Below are 20950 nucleotides of genomic sequence, written 5' to 3' on the forward strand. Positions count from 1 at the left end.
ATGATAAAATGCATTGATAAAATATAGGTTTATTTTATATTTCTTGATTATTTAATCAATTTTGATTGTATATAATCAACAACCTGCTACAGATACGACATCATCAGACATATTTTGCACTTTATCAATTTTAATATATTTTATCATTTATTCTATTTATCATTTTTTAAACTTTTGATAAAAAATTATAAAATTTCATTGTGATTTTAAAAATGCTATGCTATAATATTAAATAACTAGGAATTACTAGAAAAACATGTAATATATTTTTGTAATGACTATTACCGCAAGGGATAAGTAGTTTTTGTTAAAATTACTTCTCTATTGTAATAACATAAAAGGAGTACTGTAATGAAAAAGATAACCATGCAGGAAATCGCGGATGCTCTGGATATATCAAGAGTTACTGTCTGGAAAGTATTCAATAATTATCCCGGAGTATCCGATGCCCTAATTGATCTAGTTTTAACAAAAGCACAGGAAATGGGCTATTTAAAGCAAAAAGCACCAATTTCGCGGGATACTAAAGATATGGTTTCCATCGATATTCCCGCCGCCAAAACTGAAATGAATGTATCTGTTGTAGTATCAAGACCGGAATCCTCCATGTTCTGGATGAATATCATCCACCAGATCGCCAAAGAATTAGTAAGTTCTAATATAAACCTGATGTATACCTATCTGCCCTCAAAAACTTCAGATGGTTACAGCCTTCCTTCAGTTTTAACAAATGGTACTGTACAGGGCATTATCGTTTTAAATGTATACGATTACGATCTGCTTAACATGTTAAATGATCTTAAGATCCAGAAAGTATTTCTGGATATGGTTACTTCTATACCGGAGGACTCCTTAACCGGAGATTTATTCTTATTTGAAGGTAAATCCAGTGTCAATAAAATTACATCCTCCATTATAAACAAAGGTCGTACTGAAATTGGTTTCATCGGTGATATCGAATATGCCAAAACCAACTTTGACCGGTATGAAGGCTTTTTATCGGCCATGAACCAATATACACTCCCTGTAAAAAAAGAGTACTGTCTGGTTCACAGCATTGGAATTTACACTTATGCAGAAGAAATCAATGATTTTTTGTCAAACCTGAAACAAATGCCTCAGGCTTTTGTCTGTGCTAGTGATTATGTTGCCCATTTTATCATTAAATATTTAAATGCCAATAATTTTAATGTACCGGAGGATATTGCCGTATCAGGTTATGACGGTACGACAGAATATATCGATCAGGTGGATTATCTTACCACAGTACAGGTTCAGACCAGGGAACTTGGCAAACGTCTGGTTACACAGCTTTTATACCGAATTTCAAATCCCGATTCACCTCCTGAAGTTACTTATATTTATTCCAAAATCAGATATGGGGAATCAACTAATTTTTGATTTCTTAGAATGTTTTGTATCAAAGAACAAAGTGTCAGTAAACTGACACTTTCGCTCCCGAGTAGTTTGCACAGCAATAACTTCCTCTACGCGAGGTGCTCATCCATAACGGAGCGTTCTTTATGTAATAAGACGCATTTTCCTATTGCATAAGAAAAGCCTGCCTCCACTCCCCGAAGGGAACGAGACAGGCTTTTCTTATGAAACATCGCGTTTCTTGCAATGGTATTTACAACCTAAATTATCACAGAGGCATTCGGTATATACCTGTTCATCACAGCCCTCATCCTCTTCTTTGTTCTTACTTTTAATTAGTATAGAGATATTATCAACATCAGTAAACCCCTGAGAAATCAACGTCCGTTTCAATTGTTCAAACCAGGTGCCCTTCTTAACCTGCATAACCTTATCTGAGCTCTCCTCCATGTACAGGACTTGATTCTCCTCCTCCAAATCCAGGTTTCCGTAATCAATCTGGTAAAGATTCTTACGGTTTATAAGTCCTAAATCCTCTAAAGTCTTTACCATCCGGTAAACCGTTGCAATTCCTACCGTTGAATCTTTTTTTACTGCCTTATAGTATATTTCTTTGCAGCTTGAACATTCATCCTCTAAAATTACATCAATTAAAAGTTTCCTCTGTTCCGTTATACGGAAACCTTTTTTTCTCAGCTGTTCTAGTATAATTTCACGTTTATTTGTATTTGCTAACAAGTGTTCTTTATTAAGCACTCCATTCATAATTACTCCTTTCTCCCTGCCTTAATCTAAGTACAAGAACAGCCTTCCCCGGAGATGCTGGTGAAAGGCCGTCTTTAAACCTGTTATTTATGATATGCAGCGGATTTATCACAACCGGTACAGCCGCAGCTGCAGTTTTCGCCTGCTTTATGGGATTTGTAAGTTTTATAGCCGGCATATACAATACCGCCGAATACGATGATTCCAACAATTAGTGTAGACATTTTAAGCTACCTCCTTAACTTTAACAGAAAGATCAGATTTACGAACTACTTTGCCGGGCTTTTTAAATAACCTGTATAAAAGTACGGCAAGTAAAACAAATGCTACTGCTGTTCCAATTCCAAATCCGGCTCCGGTTACCAATAATCCAATCTGATATACAATAAGAGCTACCACATAGGAGAACAAGGTCTGATATCCAGCCGAGAATAACGTCCATTTTGCAGAACCCATCTCGCTGCGGACTGCACCAATAGCAGCGAAACAAGGTGCACAGAGTAAGTTAAACATCAGGAAGGTGTATGCAGAGAGGGGCGTAAAAGCAGCATGCAGATTTCCCCAGACTTCCGCACCATTATCACCAACTTCGGAAAAGCCATAGAGGATACCAAAGGTACCAACTACATTTTCTTTTGCGATTAAACCGGTTACGGTAGCCACGGCAGGCTTCCAGTCTCCCCAGCCAAGAGGAGTAAATATCGGAGCGATTACCCTGCCTACGGAAGCTAATATAGAATCTTCAATCTCAACCATATGCAGATTCCAGCCGAAGGAACTCAAAAACCAAACACCAACTGTTGCCAGCAAAATAACTGTGGTAGCTTTCTTTATAAATGCTTTAGCCCTTTCCCATACATGAATCAAAATGCCTTTTAACCCAGGTACATGGTAAGCAGGAAGTTCCATAATAAACGGAGCAGGGTCACCAGCAAAAAGGCTGGATTTCTTAAGCATGATACCAGATACGATAATCGCTGCCATTCCTATGAAATACGCAGATGGAGCTACCCAAACTGATCCTGGGAATAGTGCTCCTGCTATCAATGCAATAATAGGCAGTTTTGCACTGCAAGGAATAAATGTAGTTGTAATGATTGTCATTCTGCGGTCATGATCATTTTCAATGGTACGTGTAGCCATAATACCCGGAACGCCGCAACCGGTTCCGATTAAAATCGGTATAAAAGATTTACCGGACAACCCAAATTTTCTAAAGATTCGGTCCATGATAAATGCAATACGCGCCATATAACCACAGTCTTCCAAGATAGCCAGACAGAAGAATAATACTACCATCTGAGGAATAAAGCCAAGAACTGCACCGACACCTGCCACGATACCGTCTAAAATCAGAGAGTTAAGCCAGTCGGCAGTTCCGATTGTCGTAAGGAAATTAGTTACGGCACCCGGCACAATATCGGTAAATAGAACATCGTTCACCCAATCGGTAGCCATTGTACCTACTGTTGAAATCGATATATAATACACTAAAAACATGATCGCTGCAAAGATAGGGAGTGCCAGCCAGCGGTTCGTAACAATCCGGTCAATCTTGTCCGTTCCGCTCTGACCGGTACGGGTTTTCTTATGTACGGCTTGCTTCACCACTTTACTTATATAATTATAACGTTCGTTGGTAATAATTCCTTCCCCGTCATCATCCAGTTCTTTCTCAAGCTCAGTTATAACCGCCTCAATCTGTTCCTCAGTTCCTTTATCAAATGTAATTTGCTCTTTTATCTTTTCGTCCCGTTCAAAAAGCTTGATAGCCAGCCAACGGCTGTTCATTCCATTTTCTTTGCCTTTTATAGTACCTTCTATACGGCTTAGAGCTTCTTCAACTTCTTTTGAAAAGGTATGACGCGGCGCAAACGGCGCCTTGGATATGGCAATTTCAACTGCTTTTTGGGCAGCTTCTTTTGAGCCGATGCCTTTTAATGCGGAGGTTTCAATTACTTCACAGCCAATAGCTCCTTTTAATTTATCTATATCAATGCTGTCGCCGTTTTTACGCACGGCATCGATCATATTTACAGCCATTATTACCGGTATCCCGATTTCCGTCAGCTGGGTTGTAAGATATAAATTTCTTTCTATATTAGTACCATCAACAATATTAATGATTGCATCCGGTTTTTCATTAATCAGATAACTTCTTGCAACGACCTCTTCCAATGTGTATGGAGAAAGAGAGTAAATTCCCGGAAGATCCTGTATGATAACATCTTTATATCCTTTTAATTTACCTTCCTTTTTTTCTACGGTTACCCCCGGCCAGTTGCCTACATACTGTGAACTTCCTGTTAAATCATTAAACATGGTTGTCTTGCCGCAGTTTGGATTACCGGCAAGTGCAATTTTAATCGACATCTTTTATCCCTCCTGGTTTTGTATCTGGTTAGAAACTGATTTCTAATTTTTAACGATCTCAATGGAAGCTGCTTCGTCTTTTCTTAGACTTAACTCATATCCCCTTAGGTTAATTTCTATCGGATCCCCAAGTGGCGCAACTTTAATTACCTTGATCATAACCCCAGGTGTTACTCCCATATCCATAATCCTGCGTCTCATTGGCCCTTTATCTCCAATCCGGGCAACTTTGCCTTCCTCGCCGGGTTTTAATTCCTTTAATGTCATGTCTTTTTCCTCCTAAGCTACCATTATTTTAGATGCTAAAGCTCTATTGATTGCTATTCTTACTCCTTTTACGAGAATAATTAACCCGCTGTCATTTTCAGATAATAGTTTTACACTTTCACCTTTTACAAAACCTAAATCCTGAAGATGTCTCTTTATATCTTCTTTTCCTTTAAAATCCACAATTATCTTGGTTTCACCGATTCCTGCAAATGTTAATGCCATAGTTATCCACTCTCCTATTCTTGTTGGGAATGATTATCATTTGCAATTATTATATGATTAATTGCGAAACTTGTCAATATTGTAAATGAAAATTATTATCAATTAATCGGTATATTTATTTGATTACCAAAAAAAAGCATCTTATTGATTCTAATTCTCAACAAGATGCTTATATCACTCTGTAATAAAATGTCTACTCTTTTATCTGTCCTGCCAGGTAATTAATAAACTGCTGGGCAGTCCTGCCGGAACGTCCTCCGTGGTTCATTTCCCATATATTAGCCTTGGCACACAGTTCTTCCTCCGTAAGGGTAATACCATCAAGCTGTTTGGACAGCCCTTTTACGATTTCATAAAACTCTTTCTGGCTAGGCGCTGAATAATTAATGGATATACCAAATCTTGCAACCAGAGACAATTTTTCCTGCATGGTGTCGGAATGATGAAGCTCATCTTTTGACATATCCGAACGGTCACTCCAGGTTTCCCGAATCAAATGCCTGCGGTTGGACGTCGCATAGATTAAAATATTATCCGGCTTGGTTTCTAAACCGCCTTCGATCACTGCTTTTAAATATTTATATTCAATTTCAAACTCTTCAAAAGACAGATCATCCATATATATGATAAACTTATAATTACGGTTTTTCACCTGGGCGATAACGGCGGATAAATCTTCAAACTGGTGCTTATATATTTCAATCATACGAAGACCTCTGGCATAATACTCGTTTAAAATCGCTTTGACACTGGTAGATTTTCCGGTACCGCTGTCACCGAAAAGCAGGACATTATTCGCTTTTCTTCCTTCTACAAAGGCTTCTGTATTATCAATTAGTTTCTTTTTCTGGAGTTCATAACCTACTAAGTCGGTAAGCCTGATATCATCTGTATTGGTAATCGGATAAATACTTACCTCACTTACCTCGTGTCTAATACGAAAAGCCTTATTCAGACCGAACTTCCCTACACCATATTCTTTATAGAATTCTGTAACAATGGATAAAATTCCTTTCTCATCTGCTGCCTGTTCAATTCGGGTACTGAGCATACGAACCTTATCACTGACATTTTTATTATATCTTTTCCCATTCTTTGCAACTGCCTGGTAATTCAGGATTATACGAAAACAGTTAATACCTAATTCATCTTCCAGGTTACTAAAATCATAATCAAATAATTCCTTGAATATCTTAAAATCTCCCAGTGCAAATTGATTCACTGTACCGGTAAGGCTCCCTACCTTTTCACAGCTAATACTGAAAGGATTCTCATTGGTGGCAAGTATATATGCCAGATAGTTATGCCATAAGTTTTGATCGAATCCATACTCCGTGGCTAAATTAAGAAGTCTGTTAATCTGGATGTATATTTTGGCTGTGATTTCTTCCTTTAAGTCAGACTTAAGCTGTGTCTTTCCCTTTTGTAGGTTAAATTCTTCTATTGCTTTGGCCAAAGAGAATAAGATACTGTCTTGTTCTAAATTACGGTATATAACCAGCTTTGATATTTTACTGTACATGGTTTGTCACCTCATATTCTATCATGGTTTCTTTATATCAGATGCGGAACATGTTTATTGCATCGTTTAATTCTTTTGCATTGTCACCTAATATCTGTGAAGCGTCTTCCAAAGCTTTTACAGAGGCAGTCTGGGTATTTACTGTTTCTTCTACCATATCGGAATTCGCCAGGGTTTCTTCAGCAATAGCTGAGATACTTTCCACCGCATTTAAAGTTCCGGTTCTTGCGCTGTCCATGTTTTTCATGTTCAGACTGATTACTGTTAAGCTGGAAATCAGTTTTTCCACACCATCGTTCATGTCCCGGAAGGTTAGTATGGTGTTTTCTACTATTCCGTTCTGCTTTTCTACAATATTTTCTGCTTCCTTCGCCGTTACAACGGTTTCGGATGTCTGCTTTGTAATCTCTTCAATTACTTTACGGATTTCCCCTGCTGCCTTAATGGATTGCTCTGCCAGTTTTCTGATTTCATCCGCTACCACAGAAAACCCTCTACCGGCTTCCCCTGCCCTGGCGGCCTCGATGGACGCATTTAACGCTAATAAGTTAGTCTGATCGGCTATTTCATTAATTACCTGGATAATCCGGTCAATGGAATAGGATTTCGTCTCTAAAGCGGTGATGTTATCCACCACGTATTTTGTAATATTATTCGTAGATTCCGATTGTTTTGACAATTCTTCCATAGTACTGATTCCCTTGGAAATCATATTTTTGGTATTATCCGTAACTTTTTCTATTTCTTCCAGGTTTTCATATACTACGGTTATTTTTTGGGATAATTCATCCATTTGCAGCAGACAATTCTGAGAATCCTGTGCCTGAACAGATATTCCATTGCCGATTTCAGTGATTGCCGTTGAGATGTTGTCACTGGCTACTGCAATATGACCGGATACCTGCATAATGCTGTCGGCTGAATTCGATACCAGTCCGCTGACATTAGTAACCTTCTGAATCAAACCTCTCATGTTATTTAACATTTCAATGGTATTACCGGCTAATACGGTAAATTCATCCTTATGTTTTTCGGATACCTGAACGGTAAGATCCCCCTCCGAAATCTGTTTTAAATTCTTGTTAATACTCTTTAAGCTTCTGCCAATTCCATTGGATAAATAAAAACCTATTGATGCAGCAATAAGGCAGGCTATCGCAACCAAAATAAACGTTATTACTTTTATATCATCTGCCTGTTTCATAAAGCTGGCTTTGGGAACCATTCCGCAGATAATGACACCGGTATTGCCAATTTTACTGTATAGATATAAGTATTCCTGGGATTTATAGGTAACATACCGGGAACCGGCCGGTTCTTTGGACTTTAAACTGTCCTGAAAATAGTTCTGTCCGGTGAACTGATAGTCCACGGTCCGTCCGTCTGCTACTTTATGTCCATTGCCAGAATCGTCTTTTGCATTGTCTGCCAATGCATTGTCTTTATTGGCTGCTTCCTGATCTGTCGTAGACATATTCTCATTATCCCCGGTTAAAATCTCGGTACCATCCGGAGTAACAATTCCTGCAATACTGCCCTTACCAAGTTCCAGTTTGTTTAAAAACTCCATTATCTCGTCCCGGCTAACATCAATAATAACTCCAGCATCCTTTGTCTGAAAGGGCCGAAACAGTGAGAAAGCATAGTTAGCAGGATCCAGTTTTAATTTGGAATCAACGAGAGGATGCTGACCTCTCCAGTAATATTCTGTCTTGGAATCCGTTAACAGTTTACCTTCCTCTGATTCCGTTAATTCCTTATAAAAACCATCCACTATATCAATTCCGCTGGTTAAAGCCGGAATACCGGCAGGAGTTATGATATGTATATCTTCTATAAGTTGTTCAAAATCAACCTTTTTCATAAGGTTTCTGTCTGTAGCTTTAACAAAGATTCCTCTTTCTGAATCCGTATTATTGGTTACGCCCTGGGCATAATAAGAAATATCCGAATCTTTGGTATACTGTTGGGCAATGGAATCTACAGAGGTTAATCCTAAACTCATATATTCCGTTGCCATATTAATCGTATTCATCGTAGCCTGTTCATAGTTCGATATCAGCCCCTGGGATGCTTTTGTGTAAGATATAATACCTAAAATAATAATAAATATAACCGGCATAACAAAACCAATTATTAATTTCTGGCGGATACCAAATTGATACTTACGTTTTTTCATGTTTTTTTCCTTATTTGTATGTTTTTCTTTTTTTATAACGTCCATTTTTTTCATACAGCAGCATCTCCTTCGTAGGTATTTTTCTGGAAATAGATAAAAAATGAAACAAATAAAGTCCAAGGAAATATCCGGATGGATATCTCCCTCGACCCTTTACCTATAATACACTATACAAATAGGAAATACAAGTGTATTAGTATCAAAATTTTACTAAATAATCAAAAATATGTTATCTTTTCCTACCTATATACCTGGTATACTATAAATCTGTTTTTTTCGACAAACTTTTTTTACAAATTAACAAATAAATAAAGGAACCCATCCAAGGCTTGGAATAAGTAGGGTGCGTCAGTGAGCACATAATCAATCCGGTGCATCCTGTTACATCCTGTCAGGTGCATCAAAGCCCAGAAGCTCAATACAGGTTTCAAGTATTCCCTGCACCAGCGTAATTAAAGCGATCCAGGATTGCTGCTTTACCTTGTCTTCCTGGGCAATAATTTTATTTTCATGATAAAAGCTGTTAAACTCATTGGCGATGTCATAAATATACTGGCAGATCTTATGAGGTGCATTTTCCTCAAAGCTATGTTCAATCACATCATTGAACTTGGATACTTCTAACATCAGGCTGATTTCACTTGGTATTACTGAAGGAATAATCTGAGAGGTTATTTTTTCTGCATTACCAGTTAGCTCTGCATACTTCATTAAGATTGACTTAATGCGAACAATGGTATATAAAATATATGGTCCTGTATTGCCTTCAAAGGATATAAAACGGTCGATATCAAAGATATAATCCTTGGAAGCCTGATTGGATAAATCCCCGTATTTTAAAGCAGCCAGACCGACTTTCTTAGCGATACTTTTTGCTTCTTCTTCAGACATTTCACGGTTTTCCATCATTTTTTCATATACAGCATCATTAATACCCTGTATCAGGTTTTCCAGACGCATTACTCCGCCATCCCTGGTCTTAAAGGGTTTCCCATCCTTACCGTTCATCGTGCCAAAACCTAAGAAAGTCAATTTTACCTTATCCTCTAACAGTTTTGTTTTCTTGGCACAACGAAATACCGTTTCAAAATATAATTCCTGTCTTTTATCCACAATATAGGTTATGGCATCGGGATTAAACAGTTTTCTTCTCTCTACCATAGTAGCTAAGTCAGTGGTATTATATAAAGTAGCACCATCGGTCTTTAATATCATACAGGGAGGGATTTCTTTGGTATCCGTATCTTCTTTAACATCTACTACCAATGCACCTTCACTGATTCTGGTATAGTTATTCTCTTTCAGATAAGAAATCATATCTGGTATATAAGCCTGTGCATCGCTTTCCTTTTTCCATAAGTCAAAGCTTACATTCAGGTTATCATAATTCTTCTTTAAATCCGTTACCGATACGTTCAAAATATGATTCCAGAGAGCCATATAACCCCTGTTCCCGTTTTGCAGAAGGAAAGTTGCATTTTTAGCCTCTTCCTTAAATTCTGCGTGGGTTTTCGAATATTCGTTGGCCGCCGGATATATCTCTTCTAGTTCCGATATGGTAAATGGCGCAGCTTCAGGATATTCCCCAGTATAAGTTTCATCAAAATAAACTAAATCCGGCTGCCTTTTCTTTAACTCTGTAATAATCAAGCCCATCTGAAGACCCCAGTCTCCCAAATGCACATCACCGATTACATTATGTCCCAAATAACGGCTGATTCTCTTTATACTTTCACCGATAACTGCCGAACGGAGGTGTCCTACATGAAGCGGTTTTGCTACATTTGGCCCACCGTAGTCAATTACGATGGTTTGAGGATTTTTGGCTTTCTCCGTTCCGTATTGCTCCTGATTACACATTTCATTCAGATAATCTGCAATATAGGTTGTATTTAACGTTATATTAATAAAACCAGGCATAATTGCTTCAATTTTTTCAAATGTACTGCTGTCTTTCACACAATCTACTACCTCATTGGCAATCATGATAGGAGCTTTTTTATATAATTTTGCCGCAGCTAATGCTCCGTTGCATTGATATTGGCATAAGTCTGGGCGGTTGGATATCGTAACCATCCCGTACTTCCCGTCATACCCATTCTTTTCAAAGGCCTGCATTAACTCTTCAGCAATCATGTCAATTATTTTCTTCATAAAATCCTCCGTATTATCCTTGGGTCCTGTCTTACCTCATTCTTAAATACTTAATAAAATAACCCAATTTCTCTGTTCTTATACCATTTCTTTCATTAAAATACTCTACCATAATTACATTCGGATGTAAATACGTTAAAAAGGAACAGGGAAGGAAACACATAATAATTAGCAATATTTTTAATTAAATAATCAGTTGACAAAAGGTAACTGGTTGCATATAATATGTAACTAGTTACCTACTATAAAAGAAAGGAGCGATGATACAATGCAGAATATTGATGAAAAGTCTTTCATATTTGGTTCCATTTTTACTTTAGCCAACCGCCTGCAGATACTCGGAGATAAATTCGATAAGAACATAACGATTAAACAATGGCTCTTATTGGCAGGTATCTCAACCTATACAGAATATGCCCCAACCTTAAGTGAGGTTGCCATTCTTATTGGCAACTCCAGGCAGAATGTTAAAAAGATGGCCTTAATTCTGGAACGGGAAGGTTTTTTATCCCTAGTTAAAGATTCTCATGATGCCAGAATTCTACGATTGTCACTTACAAAAAAGTGTACTGATTATTTTGATAATCGGGAACATAAGGAACAGGTATTTTTAGACACTTTATTCCGTGGACTTGATCCGGTTCTTATGAATGGCCTGTATGAAGGTATCATAAAGTTAACCAATAATATAGAAGAAATGGAGAATCAATATGCTCAGGAAGAAAAGGAGTAAAGTGCTTATGATTGTATTTTTCAGTATTGTTTTTATCTTAGCCGTAATCGTAATATTTTTTAATATCCCATGTTCCAAAACACGAAGCAAATTCAATCAATTACAGAAACAGTATGCTTCTCAAATAACTGATAAAGATGAAATTATCACAGAAGAATCAATAAAAAATCTGCCTGCACCGGTTCAAAAGTATTTCCGTTACTGCGGATACCTTGGAACACCTATGAGATCCTATATGAAGGCCGAGTTTAAAGACGTAAAATTCCGTATTACTACAAAAGGGAAACCCTCTGAGATACGTATCAACTATACCCAATATAATTTTTCTGATATACCACAGCGGTTTGCATATATTGATTCAAGATTTCATGGTATCCCTTTTGAAGGTTTGGATTCCTATGAAAATGGAGTTGGCAGTATGAAGGGTGCTATTGCAAAAGTAATCCCTCTGTTTGATGAAAGGGGAGAAGCTATGGACAAGGCTTGTCTGGTTACTTTTCTTGCTGATGGCATATTATTTCCGTTTACCTTACTAAATGATTATATCTCCTGGGAAAGTATTGACGATACCCATGCGAAAGCTGTTATCTCCTACTATGGAATATCAGCCGGTGGTATCTTTACCTTTGATGAAAACGGGGCTATCCTATCGTTTAGAACCGGTGACCGAGCTTCCATCGATATGGATGGTACCACCAGATACTCTGAATGGTCCGCACTTTGCAGTGAATATGAAAGAACCAATGGTATCTTCCATCCGACAGTTTTGAAGGCGGTTTGGCATTATCCGGAAGGTGATTTTACATACTTTGACGGGAATGATGTTATGATTGAATACAGATAAAGACTTAAGAGCTGCTCCAATCTTCAATTTTAGAGAGAGTAAATATTTCTGTGTTTTCTCCATTATTTTCTTATAATTCAAGGAATAGTTTATATTCCGCAGAAGCCTTGATTTATAAGGATTCAATTTTATTGAATAATTGGCAGCAGCCCTTTTTGAGAATCACTGGTGCCTGCTTTTAGTTAACCATCCATATCACTTTACTACTTCCTTCAGATTCACCTTTATGGTTTCGCCTTCTTTCATAGTAACATGACCCGATTCATAAGGTTTTCCTTCTACCGTAAGACAGACCTGGTCTACTCCGTAATACGTTCCCAGAGTATTGGCTATACATTGCAGTATCCGGTTTTCATAAGCTGCTCCGGCATTCATATCACTTACCAGTTCTTTGGAGAAATCAACATATACGATATTATCCTTATTCAGATATAAATCCTTTAACTGTGTCTTAATACTGATTACAGGTGCACCTTTATTTTCCGCTATTTCTTTTAATGCGTCTGCTAGTTTACTGCTTGTAATATCATTGGTTTGAAAGGAAAGTTCTTTGTCCACCCCATAAATAACCTCTTTATCCCCATCCGGATAAAAGAATCTTACCCTTTGCTTAAAAGGTACATCCTGTTCTATTTTGCTTAAGGAAGAGACTACTTCTGCGTCTGAGGTAGTATACACTGATTTTACTAATCCGACACCGGGTGCATAATAGTCAGTTAACTTATCATTGTTGCCTTCCGTTGTTACCTCCAAAGCTTCATAGGTTCCAGAGGGGGTAGTTACGCTGACATTACTTCCGGATATATATCGTTTTCTATTATCTGAAAGTGTCCATTCCGTTCCCGGAGTCAAAGGTTCTTTTAACAGAACTTCACCTTGCCCATCGGAACTGTCTAAAAGATTTTCTCTGTAATAACATTCTTCCTTTAACAAGACCTGGGTAAGCAGTCCGTCCTTAAGTTCTAAAACCCGAACGGTTTCACTTCCGCCGTTATTACTCCTTAGTTGAATCCTTTCGCCCTTTAAATAATCCGTATATATGTCATAAGAAGCATACTCGTTACCTGAGCCTTCATAACGGTATACTACATTATCCTGAAAAGGATAATAATCTTTAATACTAAGTGTTCCCTGAGATTCCTGACCGGTTTCTGAATTGGTTGATACTGGCTCCTTCGTGGTTTCACCAATTGTTTGGGTCTGACTGCCTGTAGTATCGTTATCCGTTGTATTGGTATTATTACTATCCGCTTTCTTTTGGCAGGAAGACAGCAGGATGATTGATAAGGTTACCAACGACACTGAAATTAGTTTTTTCTTACCACCAGCGAAATATTTTACTTTATTTCTTTTTGACAAATGCAATTTTACTTGATACATAAAGAATTGATAAAGACTCTGCCTCTTATTCACATGATCACCTCGTTTGATTATAATTACCTGCTCTTAATATGGCGCTGATAATTCATAATTATACCTGCTGGAACTCTTATTTTTTACAGTTCAAAAAACGAAAAAATACTTGATAAAATCAGTGTGAAACCCGGAGTGAAAGTAGATTATTCTATATCTGCATAAAAGCTTTTTTCTGAATCTGAAAATCCGCTTATGATTTATAAATAATCTATACTTTCTTTCCTTATATCCAGGGCTGATTTTATCAAGTATATCGTTCAAATGATACATGCGTTAAGTTTTAATAATTTATCTTAATACTGGCTTGGCATTATGATGGCTGCAACGATATAGGCTACTATTCCTGTACCGCCTGCCAGGCATAAGATAACCCATAATAATCTGACCACTGTTGGATCCAGATTGATATACTCGGCAATTCCTCCGCATACACCTGCAATCATTTTGTTTGAATTTGATCTTAATAGTTTTTTCTGTTCCATTGTTCTTCCTCCTTTATTGAATGTTAAGCGAAATCTTACCAATACCACAATCTAATGTAAAGCTGTTTTTTGCATCGTTATTCTTCTTCGTCTTTGAATTTACACCGCTGTAACTGCTACTATTAATTATAACAGTTCCTATACCACAGTCAATACTATAATTGTAGTCCTCTTCCTCTCCCTCCATATCAAGATCCACATTGCCGATTCCACAGGTTACATAATTGTCGCCGGTAATAGTTCCTGAGGCTCTGAGGTTTCCGACACCGCAATTCATGTTTGCATCGCGGGCCTCCAAATTATCTATAATTAATTCTCCGGTATCAATGGAGTAGGAAGACTTATTGCTGGCTGTAAGCTCATCAATCTTTAAGCTTCCTGCTCCGACACTGATATCCGCATTTTTAGCTGTTAAACTATCGGCTTTTATGGTACCTGCATCCAGTATAATATCCAGATTATCAAATACAAAGTCCTCAGGTACGGTTAATTTAATATTGGCCGATTTAAAAGGATGGGAATTGGAGGAGGAAATCTTAAATCCAAAAACCGAGACTTCATTTTTCACCTCAGATTGATCTAGAGTATCACTAATATTCCATACTCCATTATCTATGGTATTTTTAACTACATCATCCGGCACACCATCCACATCTAGCTCAAAACTCTCACCTTCTGAAATGGTTACCGTTCCATAAGTGATATCAAGAGATAGCGATTGAATTTTACTTAAACTTTTTCCACTATCTGAGGTTACGGTTTCATTCTGTTCCTTTTCGTTTTCGTAATCGGAATACTCTGAAACCTCCACATCCTTTTCCACCTGATTATCCCGGTCAACCCAGTCATCCCTGTCTAGCCAGGACCCGGTCTCAAAACTATTATCTCCAAATGGAATACTAAAATTCTTCCAATTATCAAATATGGAATTATCAATGCTGAATGCTACAAAACACAGGACTATGCCAATTAGTACGGAAAATCCGGCTATCCGTAAACAATTTTTTAAAAACACTCTCATGCGGGTACCCTCCTGTTCTGAAATGGCAGTCTGCAGAAATTAATAAACCCGCGAATAATTAACGGCATTATTTTTGAACTAAGTAAAATGGTAACCATGGCAAATACTAACCCAATCCCAAACAGGATTAATCCACCTCCGGTAAAGCAAAACCCTAAAGCCGGAAAAGTTATCAGTCTGAAAATACCATATACAGTAACACCAATTCCTGCAATAATCAAAACCGCGGATACAATAACAAAGGTGAGCCACAGTGCAGCAGCCGTAATAGCTGCAGCTAAAAACAAACTAAAAATTACTGCAATTATCGGTATTCCGACCGGGATTGCAAAAATGCAAAGGAGTATAATTAAGATAACTCTTAAGCCATTCCTGTTTTCCTTGCCGTCTGGACTATCATTATACCCGTCATCCTCACTGTTATTATAAGTTCTGTTATGTTGTCTGTTCTGTGTATTTGCGTATCCATAATCTTCGTTTTGTGAATCAGTGCCATATCCGTTATTCTGAGTATTCGTATTATAATCTGTATCTATTGTCTCTTTTGAGTTGTTGTTATCTACCTTAACTGTTTTACCATTTATTAATTCATATTTAGGTTCATTAAAACTTTCATCTTCATATCCATTTTCCGTAAAGTAACCGCGGTTTTTCACTTCCTGCTCGCTGGCAGTTAAGTCTGCTTTTATACCGGCTGCTACACTGACCGGCGTTCCTAACTCTGATATGATTGCCTGCTCTCTGTCCGGTCCTGCATCTTCAAAATAATCGGAATAATACTTAAGTGCCTCTGTTCTTTCTTCCAAAGAGATATCAAATAGTAATTGTTCCAATTCATTCATAAATTCATATTTGGTCATCTAAAAATTCACCCCCACGAACATGTTATTAATTTTACTGTAATAGGCTTTCCATTCATCATAATATAACCTAAGCTGTATCTTTCCTTTATCGGTTATCTTATAATACCTTCGGTTCCGTCCATCAAAGGCCAAATCATAGACTTCCAGACAGTCATCTTTTTGAAGACGTCTTAAAACCGGATACAAAGTAGATTCGGAAATTTCAATTACCTGTCTTACATCCTGCGTAATTTTATATCCATAGGTTCCCTCATGTTCTTTTGATACAACTGCAAGAACTATCGCATCGAGTAATGCTGCTCCCGTATTGAATATCATGTAATCTACTTCCTTTCAAATTACTACTCCTATTTACCCTTTATTCCACTTAATTAAATAATAAGTATTATTCCGTTAATATAGCCTGCATCTTATATATTCCATCTTATATATTCCATCTTTTATATTATTTTCTATTCCATATTATTCATCATTCTATATTATTGGCTGTTGTATATTATTTCATCTTATATATTATATGCCGTATAATATTGTTTGATAAATATAATATATATTATTTTTTAATTAGTGTCAATGCTTTTTTGTCTTTTAAATATTAATATTTGTGTACGCTGCTTATATCTATTACTATACCGATTTTTCTTTTATACTAATTTTCTCTAATTTTCTCTTTTCCAAAATAAGAATTGCCGAGAAATAAAAATGACTCTTTCACATTCAATAAAAATAAAGATTATATTATCAAAAATTTCAATCCAAGTTTAGTAATCAACAGCTGCATCCCTTTTTTGCAGCTATTCCAGTAAACTTAAATTAAAATTTACGATAATATAATCCTTATTTTTCTTAGTACTGTTTCTATTCCATCAGACAGCTGAAATCAGCGCTGAAATTCTTTCATAAATTGCTTTATTCTTTCAAGGACATCTTCCCCGCCGATTACAAATATGGTATCTCCTCTTTCAAAACCGCCGTATGGACCGGGCGATAATACCAGGGTATCGTTTCTTTTTATTGCTATGATTGTTGCACCGGTATTTTGCCAGAATTTAGTTTCTGAAATGGTACAGTCAATCAGTTTAGAGTCATTATCTATTTCGATTTCGAGGGGCGTCAATACATTTAAATTCTTAAGCCGGTCTGAAAAATCAACGATTGTATCTATTTTTTCATTAATAGAATTTTCTATGTCTTTCTTTTGAGATAACAACGCTTTTATTTCATTCTTGAGAGAACGAATGGTATCCTTGTTCTGAAATTTTTTTACAAAGGAATAAGCATTATTTAATGAGGATATATAGATACCGCTGCCCTGGGCAGGCACAACTACCTGCATATCCTCCAAAAGATTAACGGCCCGCCGGATGGTTTCCGGTGATACATTATATTCACTGGCTAACGTTGAACGACCGAAAATTCTGTGACCTTCTTTGAATTCACCGTTACAGATTCTTCCGGCTAAATCTAAGGCAATATTCATATATCTTGGATTATCAATTCTTTGGCTCATATCGTATCCTCTTGGAGTATTTTCAAAATATCAGTAATTATAACATTATTTTAAACGTTTTGACAATAATATATTTGATAAATTTAGATACAAATATATAACCAAGTGTTTGTAACTATTTTATAGAAAGAATACAGAATAGAATACAGACCTAATCGTAGGAATGATTGCGGTTGGTTTATCGGAAATTTGCATTTACATATAGGTAAAGGAACGGGTGCATATTAAGAAAATGCAGCCGTTCCTAAGTACAACCCGGAACACATTCAAGCAATATAACCTGATTCTCTAGCTCAGGTTCATATAACGATAATTAATAAAACCAATGCTTACTGATATTATTTTTCCACTAATCCGATAGATACCAGGAAGTCACGGGCTACGGTTTCTGCTTTCATGCCTTCGTCGTCTACTTTGGCATTTAGTTCCTGCATCGCTGATTCATCAATCTTCCCAGCCAGCTTATTAATTGCTCCTTCAATTTCCGGATATTGGTCCAATATGTCCTGGCGTACAAGGGGAACACAGTCGTAGGGTGGAAAGAACTCCAAATCATCTTGTAGTATTTTAAGATCAAATACCTTAATCTGCCCATCGGTTGCAAAAGCATCAACTACATCAACTTCTCCTGAAGCGAGAGAACGGTACATAATCCCGTGATCCATTCCCTTGACTTCCTTAAAATTCATATCATAAGCGGACTGAAGTCCTGGATATCCATCCGGACGGTCTTTAAATTCAAATTCGCAGCCCAGGGTCAGTTGGCCGGCTGTTTTTGTCAGATCGCTGAAGGTATTAAGATTATATTTCTGTGCTGTTTCCTGTGTAACCGCAAGGGTATAGGTATTATTAAATCCTAAAGGATTCAATGCTTTTAGTTTATCTTGTTTCACCAGACTGTCAGCCTTATCAAGCGTTTCCTTGGAAGTTCCTGTTTCTTCCTGATAATAATTAACTACGATGGTTCCGGTATAATCGGGATACATTTGTATATCATTATTTTCTAATGCAGTCCAGGCAACATTCGATCCGCCAAGATTAACTTTTCGAATTACATTCAGGTCCGTATCAGCCTCTACCAGATCTGCCATCATGTGAGCAATTAATATATTCTCAGTAAAATTCTTTGAACCTATGGTGATTGTGCCTCCGTTTTTTGGTTTGCTCCCGCTGCATCCATAAAGTGCAAGAACAAGTAAGGCAGTAAGTCCTGCAAGTATTATTTTCTTTTTCATATGAATCTCCCTTCTTTACTATTTTAATAGATTAAGCCTTTATTCCCCTGGGCGTTGTTGCTTTCTCAAGAACTCCCAGCAGCCAGTCAAATACCAGTGCCAGTAGTGCGGCCGGAAATGCACCGATTAGCACCAGGGCATCAATATTTCTGGATATTCCAAGGAATATAAAATCCCCAAGACCTCCTCCTCCTATAAAAGCCGCAAGTGTTGCAGTTCCAACATTTATTACCGTAGCTGTCCGGATTCCTGCCATCATAACACTAAGGGCAAGGGGCAGTTGGACCCTGAAAAGGATCTGGAAATCTGTCATACCCATTCCCTTTGCCGCCTCCAATGTCGATTTATCCACATCCTTTATACCTGTAAACGTATTACGTATTATGGGCAGAAGTGAATATAGGAACAAGGCTGCTGCCGCGGTCTTTATTCCTATACCAAACAGTGGTATCATAAAACCTAAAAGGGCCAGACTTGGAATTGTTTGTAATATACCGGCTATTCCCAGGATTGGAGCCTCCAGGGTTTTTGACCGTGTAATTAGTATTCCAAGTGGAACGCCGATTAGAATGGCTATTAACATAGAAATAAAAACAAGTTGTACATGCTGAAGCAAGGCTTGAAGTAAGTCGGTCCAACGCATGCCAATCTGATATATAATCTGAGTCCATATCGATTCGTTTCTCAAGTGAATTCCCCCCCGTCTTCAGACCATTGATTTGAAAAAAAGCTTAATAGTGAACCTTTGGTAACAATACCAATTACCTTGTTAGTATCATCAACCACGGGTATAATGCCATAAGCAGCTTTTGCAATCAACTTTAATGCATCCTTAGCTGTAGCTGAATGACCTAGAACTAATTCCACCGGATGTATCAGCTCTTTTAAAGTCTGATTATGTTCTTTCATAGCCTGAAGCTCATAGCCGGATAACACCCCTAGTAATTTTCCGCTTTCATCTCCAACAATCAAGGTATCTGTCTTACGCTGCCTCATAATGTTTATCGCTACCGACGGTGCTTTAGAGGGCAGAATCAACGCCGGGTTATCCCGCATAATATCGGTTACAGGAATATAGTCCGGATTTTGATAAATCCTCTTCTTTCCGATAAACTCCTCAACAAAGCCGTGAGAAGGATTACTAAGCAATTGATCCGGAGTATCCAGCTGCAAAAGCTCACCATCCTTCATAATAGCAATCCGATCACCTAATTTTAAAGCTTCATCCATATCATGAGTTACGAAAGCAATTGTTTTATGCATCTCTGACTGAATACGGAGCAGTTCATCCTGAAGCTGTTCTCTGGTAATAGGATCCAGGGCCCCAAAAGGTTCATCCATCAATATAATATCCGGATTTGCCGCCAGAGCTCTGGCAACACCAACCCTCTGCTGCTGACCCCCTGAGAGTTCTTTTGGATAACGCTTGGCATACTTTTCTGGTTCCAATCCTACCGTATTCATCAGTTGATTGACACGTTCCTTGATGTCAGACTCTTTCCATTTATTCAGTCCCGGAATCAATGCAATATTTTCTTCTATCGTGTAATGCGGAAATAAACCAACCTGCTGAATAACGTAACCTATACTGCGGCGTAGTTTAACCGGATCCATAGTTTCAATATCTTTGCCGTCAATCGTTATTTTACCCCCCGAATGAGTAATAAGGCGATTGATCATTTTCATAGTTGTTGTCTTACCGCAGCCGCTGGGACCAATGAGCACCAGCAGTTCCCCGTTATTTATTTCAAAATTCAGGGATTTTACGGCTGCAGGACTACTACCGTATTTTTTACTGACGTTTTCAAACTTTATCATATTTCTCGCTCCTTCCTCACAAGAGTATAACACTATTTTTGCCAATTGACAACCTTTGATTTTAATAAAGTTGTTACTTAGTCTTTTTTTCTTATCTTTTGGTAACACCTGTACAGCTATTACAAACAGCCCTAAATCACGCAAAATAGGCTGACTTCTCGAACTT

At 37.5% G+C, this 20950-nt stretch carries 20 protein-coding genes; 3 read left to right on the plus strand and 17 right to left on the minus strand.

The genetic code is table 11. The features are described 5' to 3' along the window. Positions 1-351 precede the first annotated feature (351 nt). Positions 352-1401: a LacI family DNA-binding transcriptional regulator gene (locus QA584_RS16720; protein ID WP_278270200.1), complete on the plus strand. Its 1050-nt coding sequence runs from the start codon at positions 352-354 to the stop codon at positions 1399-1401. A 198-nt stretch (positions 1402-1599) separates the two neighbouring features. Here QA584_RS16720 and QA584_RS16725 read toward each other — a convergent pair whose 3' ends face one another. The 8 genes from QA584_RS16725 to argS form a co-directional block, all read right to left on the minus strand. Next, on the minus strand, positions 1600-2142 hold the full coding sequence (locus QA584_RS16725) for a Fur family transcriptional regulator (protein ID WP_278270201.1): 543 nt from the start codon (positions 2140-2142) through the stop codon (positions 1600-1602). Between the two features lie 83 nt (positions 2143-2225). After that, positions 2226-2366, minus strand: a complete 141-nt coding sequence (locus tag QA584_RS16730) for a FeoB-associated Cys-rich membrane protein (RefSeq protein WP_278270203.1) — start codon at positions 2364-2366, stop codon at positions 2226-2228. Position 2367: 1 nt separating this feature from the next. Beyond that, entirely contained in the window at positions 2368-4515 is a 2148-nt protein-coding gene (gene feoB, locus QA584_RS16735) for a ferrous iron transport protein B (RefSeq protein ID WP_278270204.1), read from the minus strand. 42 nt (positions 4516-4557) lie between these two features. Then, complete coding sequence (locus QA584_RS16740; protein WP_278270205.1) at positions 4558-4782, minus strand: FeoA family protein; 225 nt, start codon at positions 4780-4782, stop codon at positions 4558-4560. A gap of 12 nt (positions 4783-4794) precedes the next feature. Next, positions 4795-5007 (minus strand): FeoA family protein, encoded by a 213-nt coding sequence (locus tag QA584_RS16745; RefSeq protein WP_278270206.1) that lies wholly within the window; start codon positions 5005-5007, stop codon positions 4795-4797. 193 nt (positions 5008-5200) lie between these two features. Beyond that, a complete protein-coding gene (locus QA584_RS16750; RefSeq protein WP_278270207.1) occupies positions 5201-6529 on the minus strand; it encodes an ATP-binding protein in 1329 nt (442 codons plus the stop codon). Between the two features lie 37 nt (positions 6530-6566). After that, the gene (locus tag QA584_RS16755) at positions 6567-8762 is read right to left on the minus strand and encodes a methyl-accepting chemotaxis protein (RefSeq protein ID WP_278270208.1); all 2196 of its coding nucleotides are present in this window, start codon (positions 8760-8762) and stop codon (positions 6567-6569) included. A 327-nt stretch (positions 8763-9089) separates the two neighbouring features. Beyond that, a complete protein-coding gene (gene argS, locus QA584_RS16760; RefSeq protein WP_278270209.1) occupies positions 9090-10862 on the minus strand; it encodes an arginine--tRNA ligase in 1773 nt (590 codons plus the stop codon). 268 nt (positions 10863-11130) lie between these two features. Between argS and QA584_RS16765 the strand changes: the two genes are divergently transcribed. Beyond that, on the plus strand, positions 11131-11595 hold the full coding sequence (locus tag QA584_RS16765) for a MarR family winged helix-turn-helix transcriptional regulator (RefSeq protein ID WP_278270210.1): 465 nt from the start codon (positions 11131-11133) through the stop codon (positions 11593-11595). Further along, positions 11573-12439 carry a DUF6544 family protein gene (locus QA584_RS16770; protein ID WP_278270211.1) on the plus strand — a complete coding sequence of 289 codons (867 nt, stop codon included), beginning with the start codon at positions 11573-11575 and terminating at the stop codon, positions 12437-12439. The genes QA584_RS16765 and QA584_RS16770 overlap by 23 nt, the downstream gene beginning before the upstream one ends. Before the next feature lie 195 nt (positions 12440-12634). On the opposite strand, the gene QA584_RS16775 is transcribed toward QA584_RS16770, so the two are convergent. The 9 genes from QA584_RS16775 to QA584_RS16815 all read right to left on the minus strand — a co-directional run bounded on the left by QA584_RS16775 (position 12635) and on the right by QA584_RS16815 (position 20784). Further along, a complete protein-coding gene (locus QA584_RS16775) occupies positions 12635-13852 on the minus strand; it encodes a GerMN domain-containing protein (protein WP_278270212.1) in 1218 nt (405 codons plus the stop codon). Between the two features lie 296 nt (positions 13853-14148). Beyond that, positions 14149-14337 carry a PspC domain-containing protein gene (locus QA584_RS16780; RefSeq protein ID WP_278270213.1) on the minus strand — a complete coding sequence of 63 codons (189 nt, stop codon included), beginning with the start codon at positions 14335-14337 and terminating at the stop codon, positions 14149-14151. 13 nt (positions 14338-14350) lie between these two features. Beyond that, positions 14351-15358, minus strand: a complete 1008-nt coding sequence (locus QA584_RS16785; RefSeq protein ID WP_278270214.1) for a DUF4097 family beta strand repeat-containing protein — start codon at positions 15356-15358, stop codon at positions 14351-14353. Next, on the minus strand, positions 15355-16218 hold the full coding sequence (locus tag QA584_RS16790; RefSeq protein WP_278270215.1) for a DUF1700 domain-containing protein: 864 nt from the start codon (positions 16216-16218) through the stop codon (positions 15355-15357). Before QA584_RS16790 ends, QA584_RS16785 begins: the two co-directional genes overlap by 4 nt. Next, complete coding sequence (locus QA584_RS16795) at positions 16219-16539, minus strand: PadR family transcriptional regulator (protein WP_278270216.1); 321 nt, start codon at positions 16537-16539, stop codon at positions 16219-16221. A gap of 562 nt (positions 16540-17101) precedes the next feature. Then, entirely contained in the window at positions 17102-17731 is a 630-nt protein-coding gene (locus QA584_RS16800; RefSeq protein WP_278270217.1) for a TrkA C-terminal domain-containing protein, read from the minus strand. A 338-nt stretch (positions 17732-18069) separates the two neighbouring features. Then, positions 18070-18966 (minus strand): glycine betaine ABC transporter substrate-binding protein, encoded by an 897-nt coding sequence (locus QA584_RS16805; protein WP_278270218.1) that lies wholly within the window; start codon positions 18964-18966, stop codon positions 18070-18072. Positions 18967-18997: 31 nt separating this feature from the next. Next, positions 18998-19654, minus strand: coding sequence for an ABC transporter permease (locus QA584_RS16810; RefSeq protein ID WP_278270219.1), 657 nt, complete (start codon positions 19652-19654; stop codon positions 18998-19000). After that, positions 19651-20784, minus strand: a complete 1134-nt coding sequence (locus QA584_RS16815; protein ID WP_278270220.1) for an ABC transporter ATP-binding protein — start codon at positions 20782-20784, stop codon at positions 19651-19653. Before QA584_RS16815 ends, QA584_RS16810 begins: the two co-directional genes overlap by 4 nt. Positions 20785-20950: the final 166 nt, after the last annotated feature.

This window comes from Anaerocolumna sp. AGMB13025, assembly GCF_029689925.1.
Lineage (GTDB): Bacteria > Bacillota > Clostridia > Lachnospirales > Lachnospiraceae > Anaerocolumna.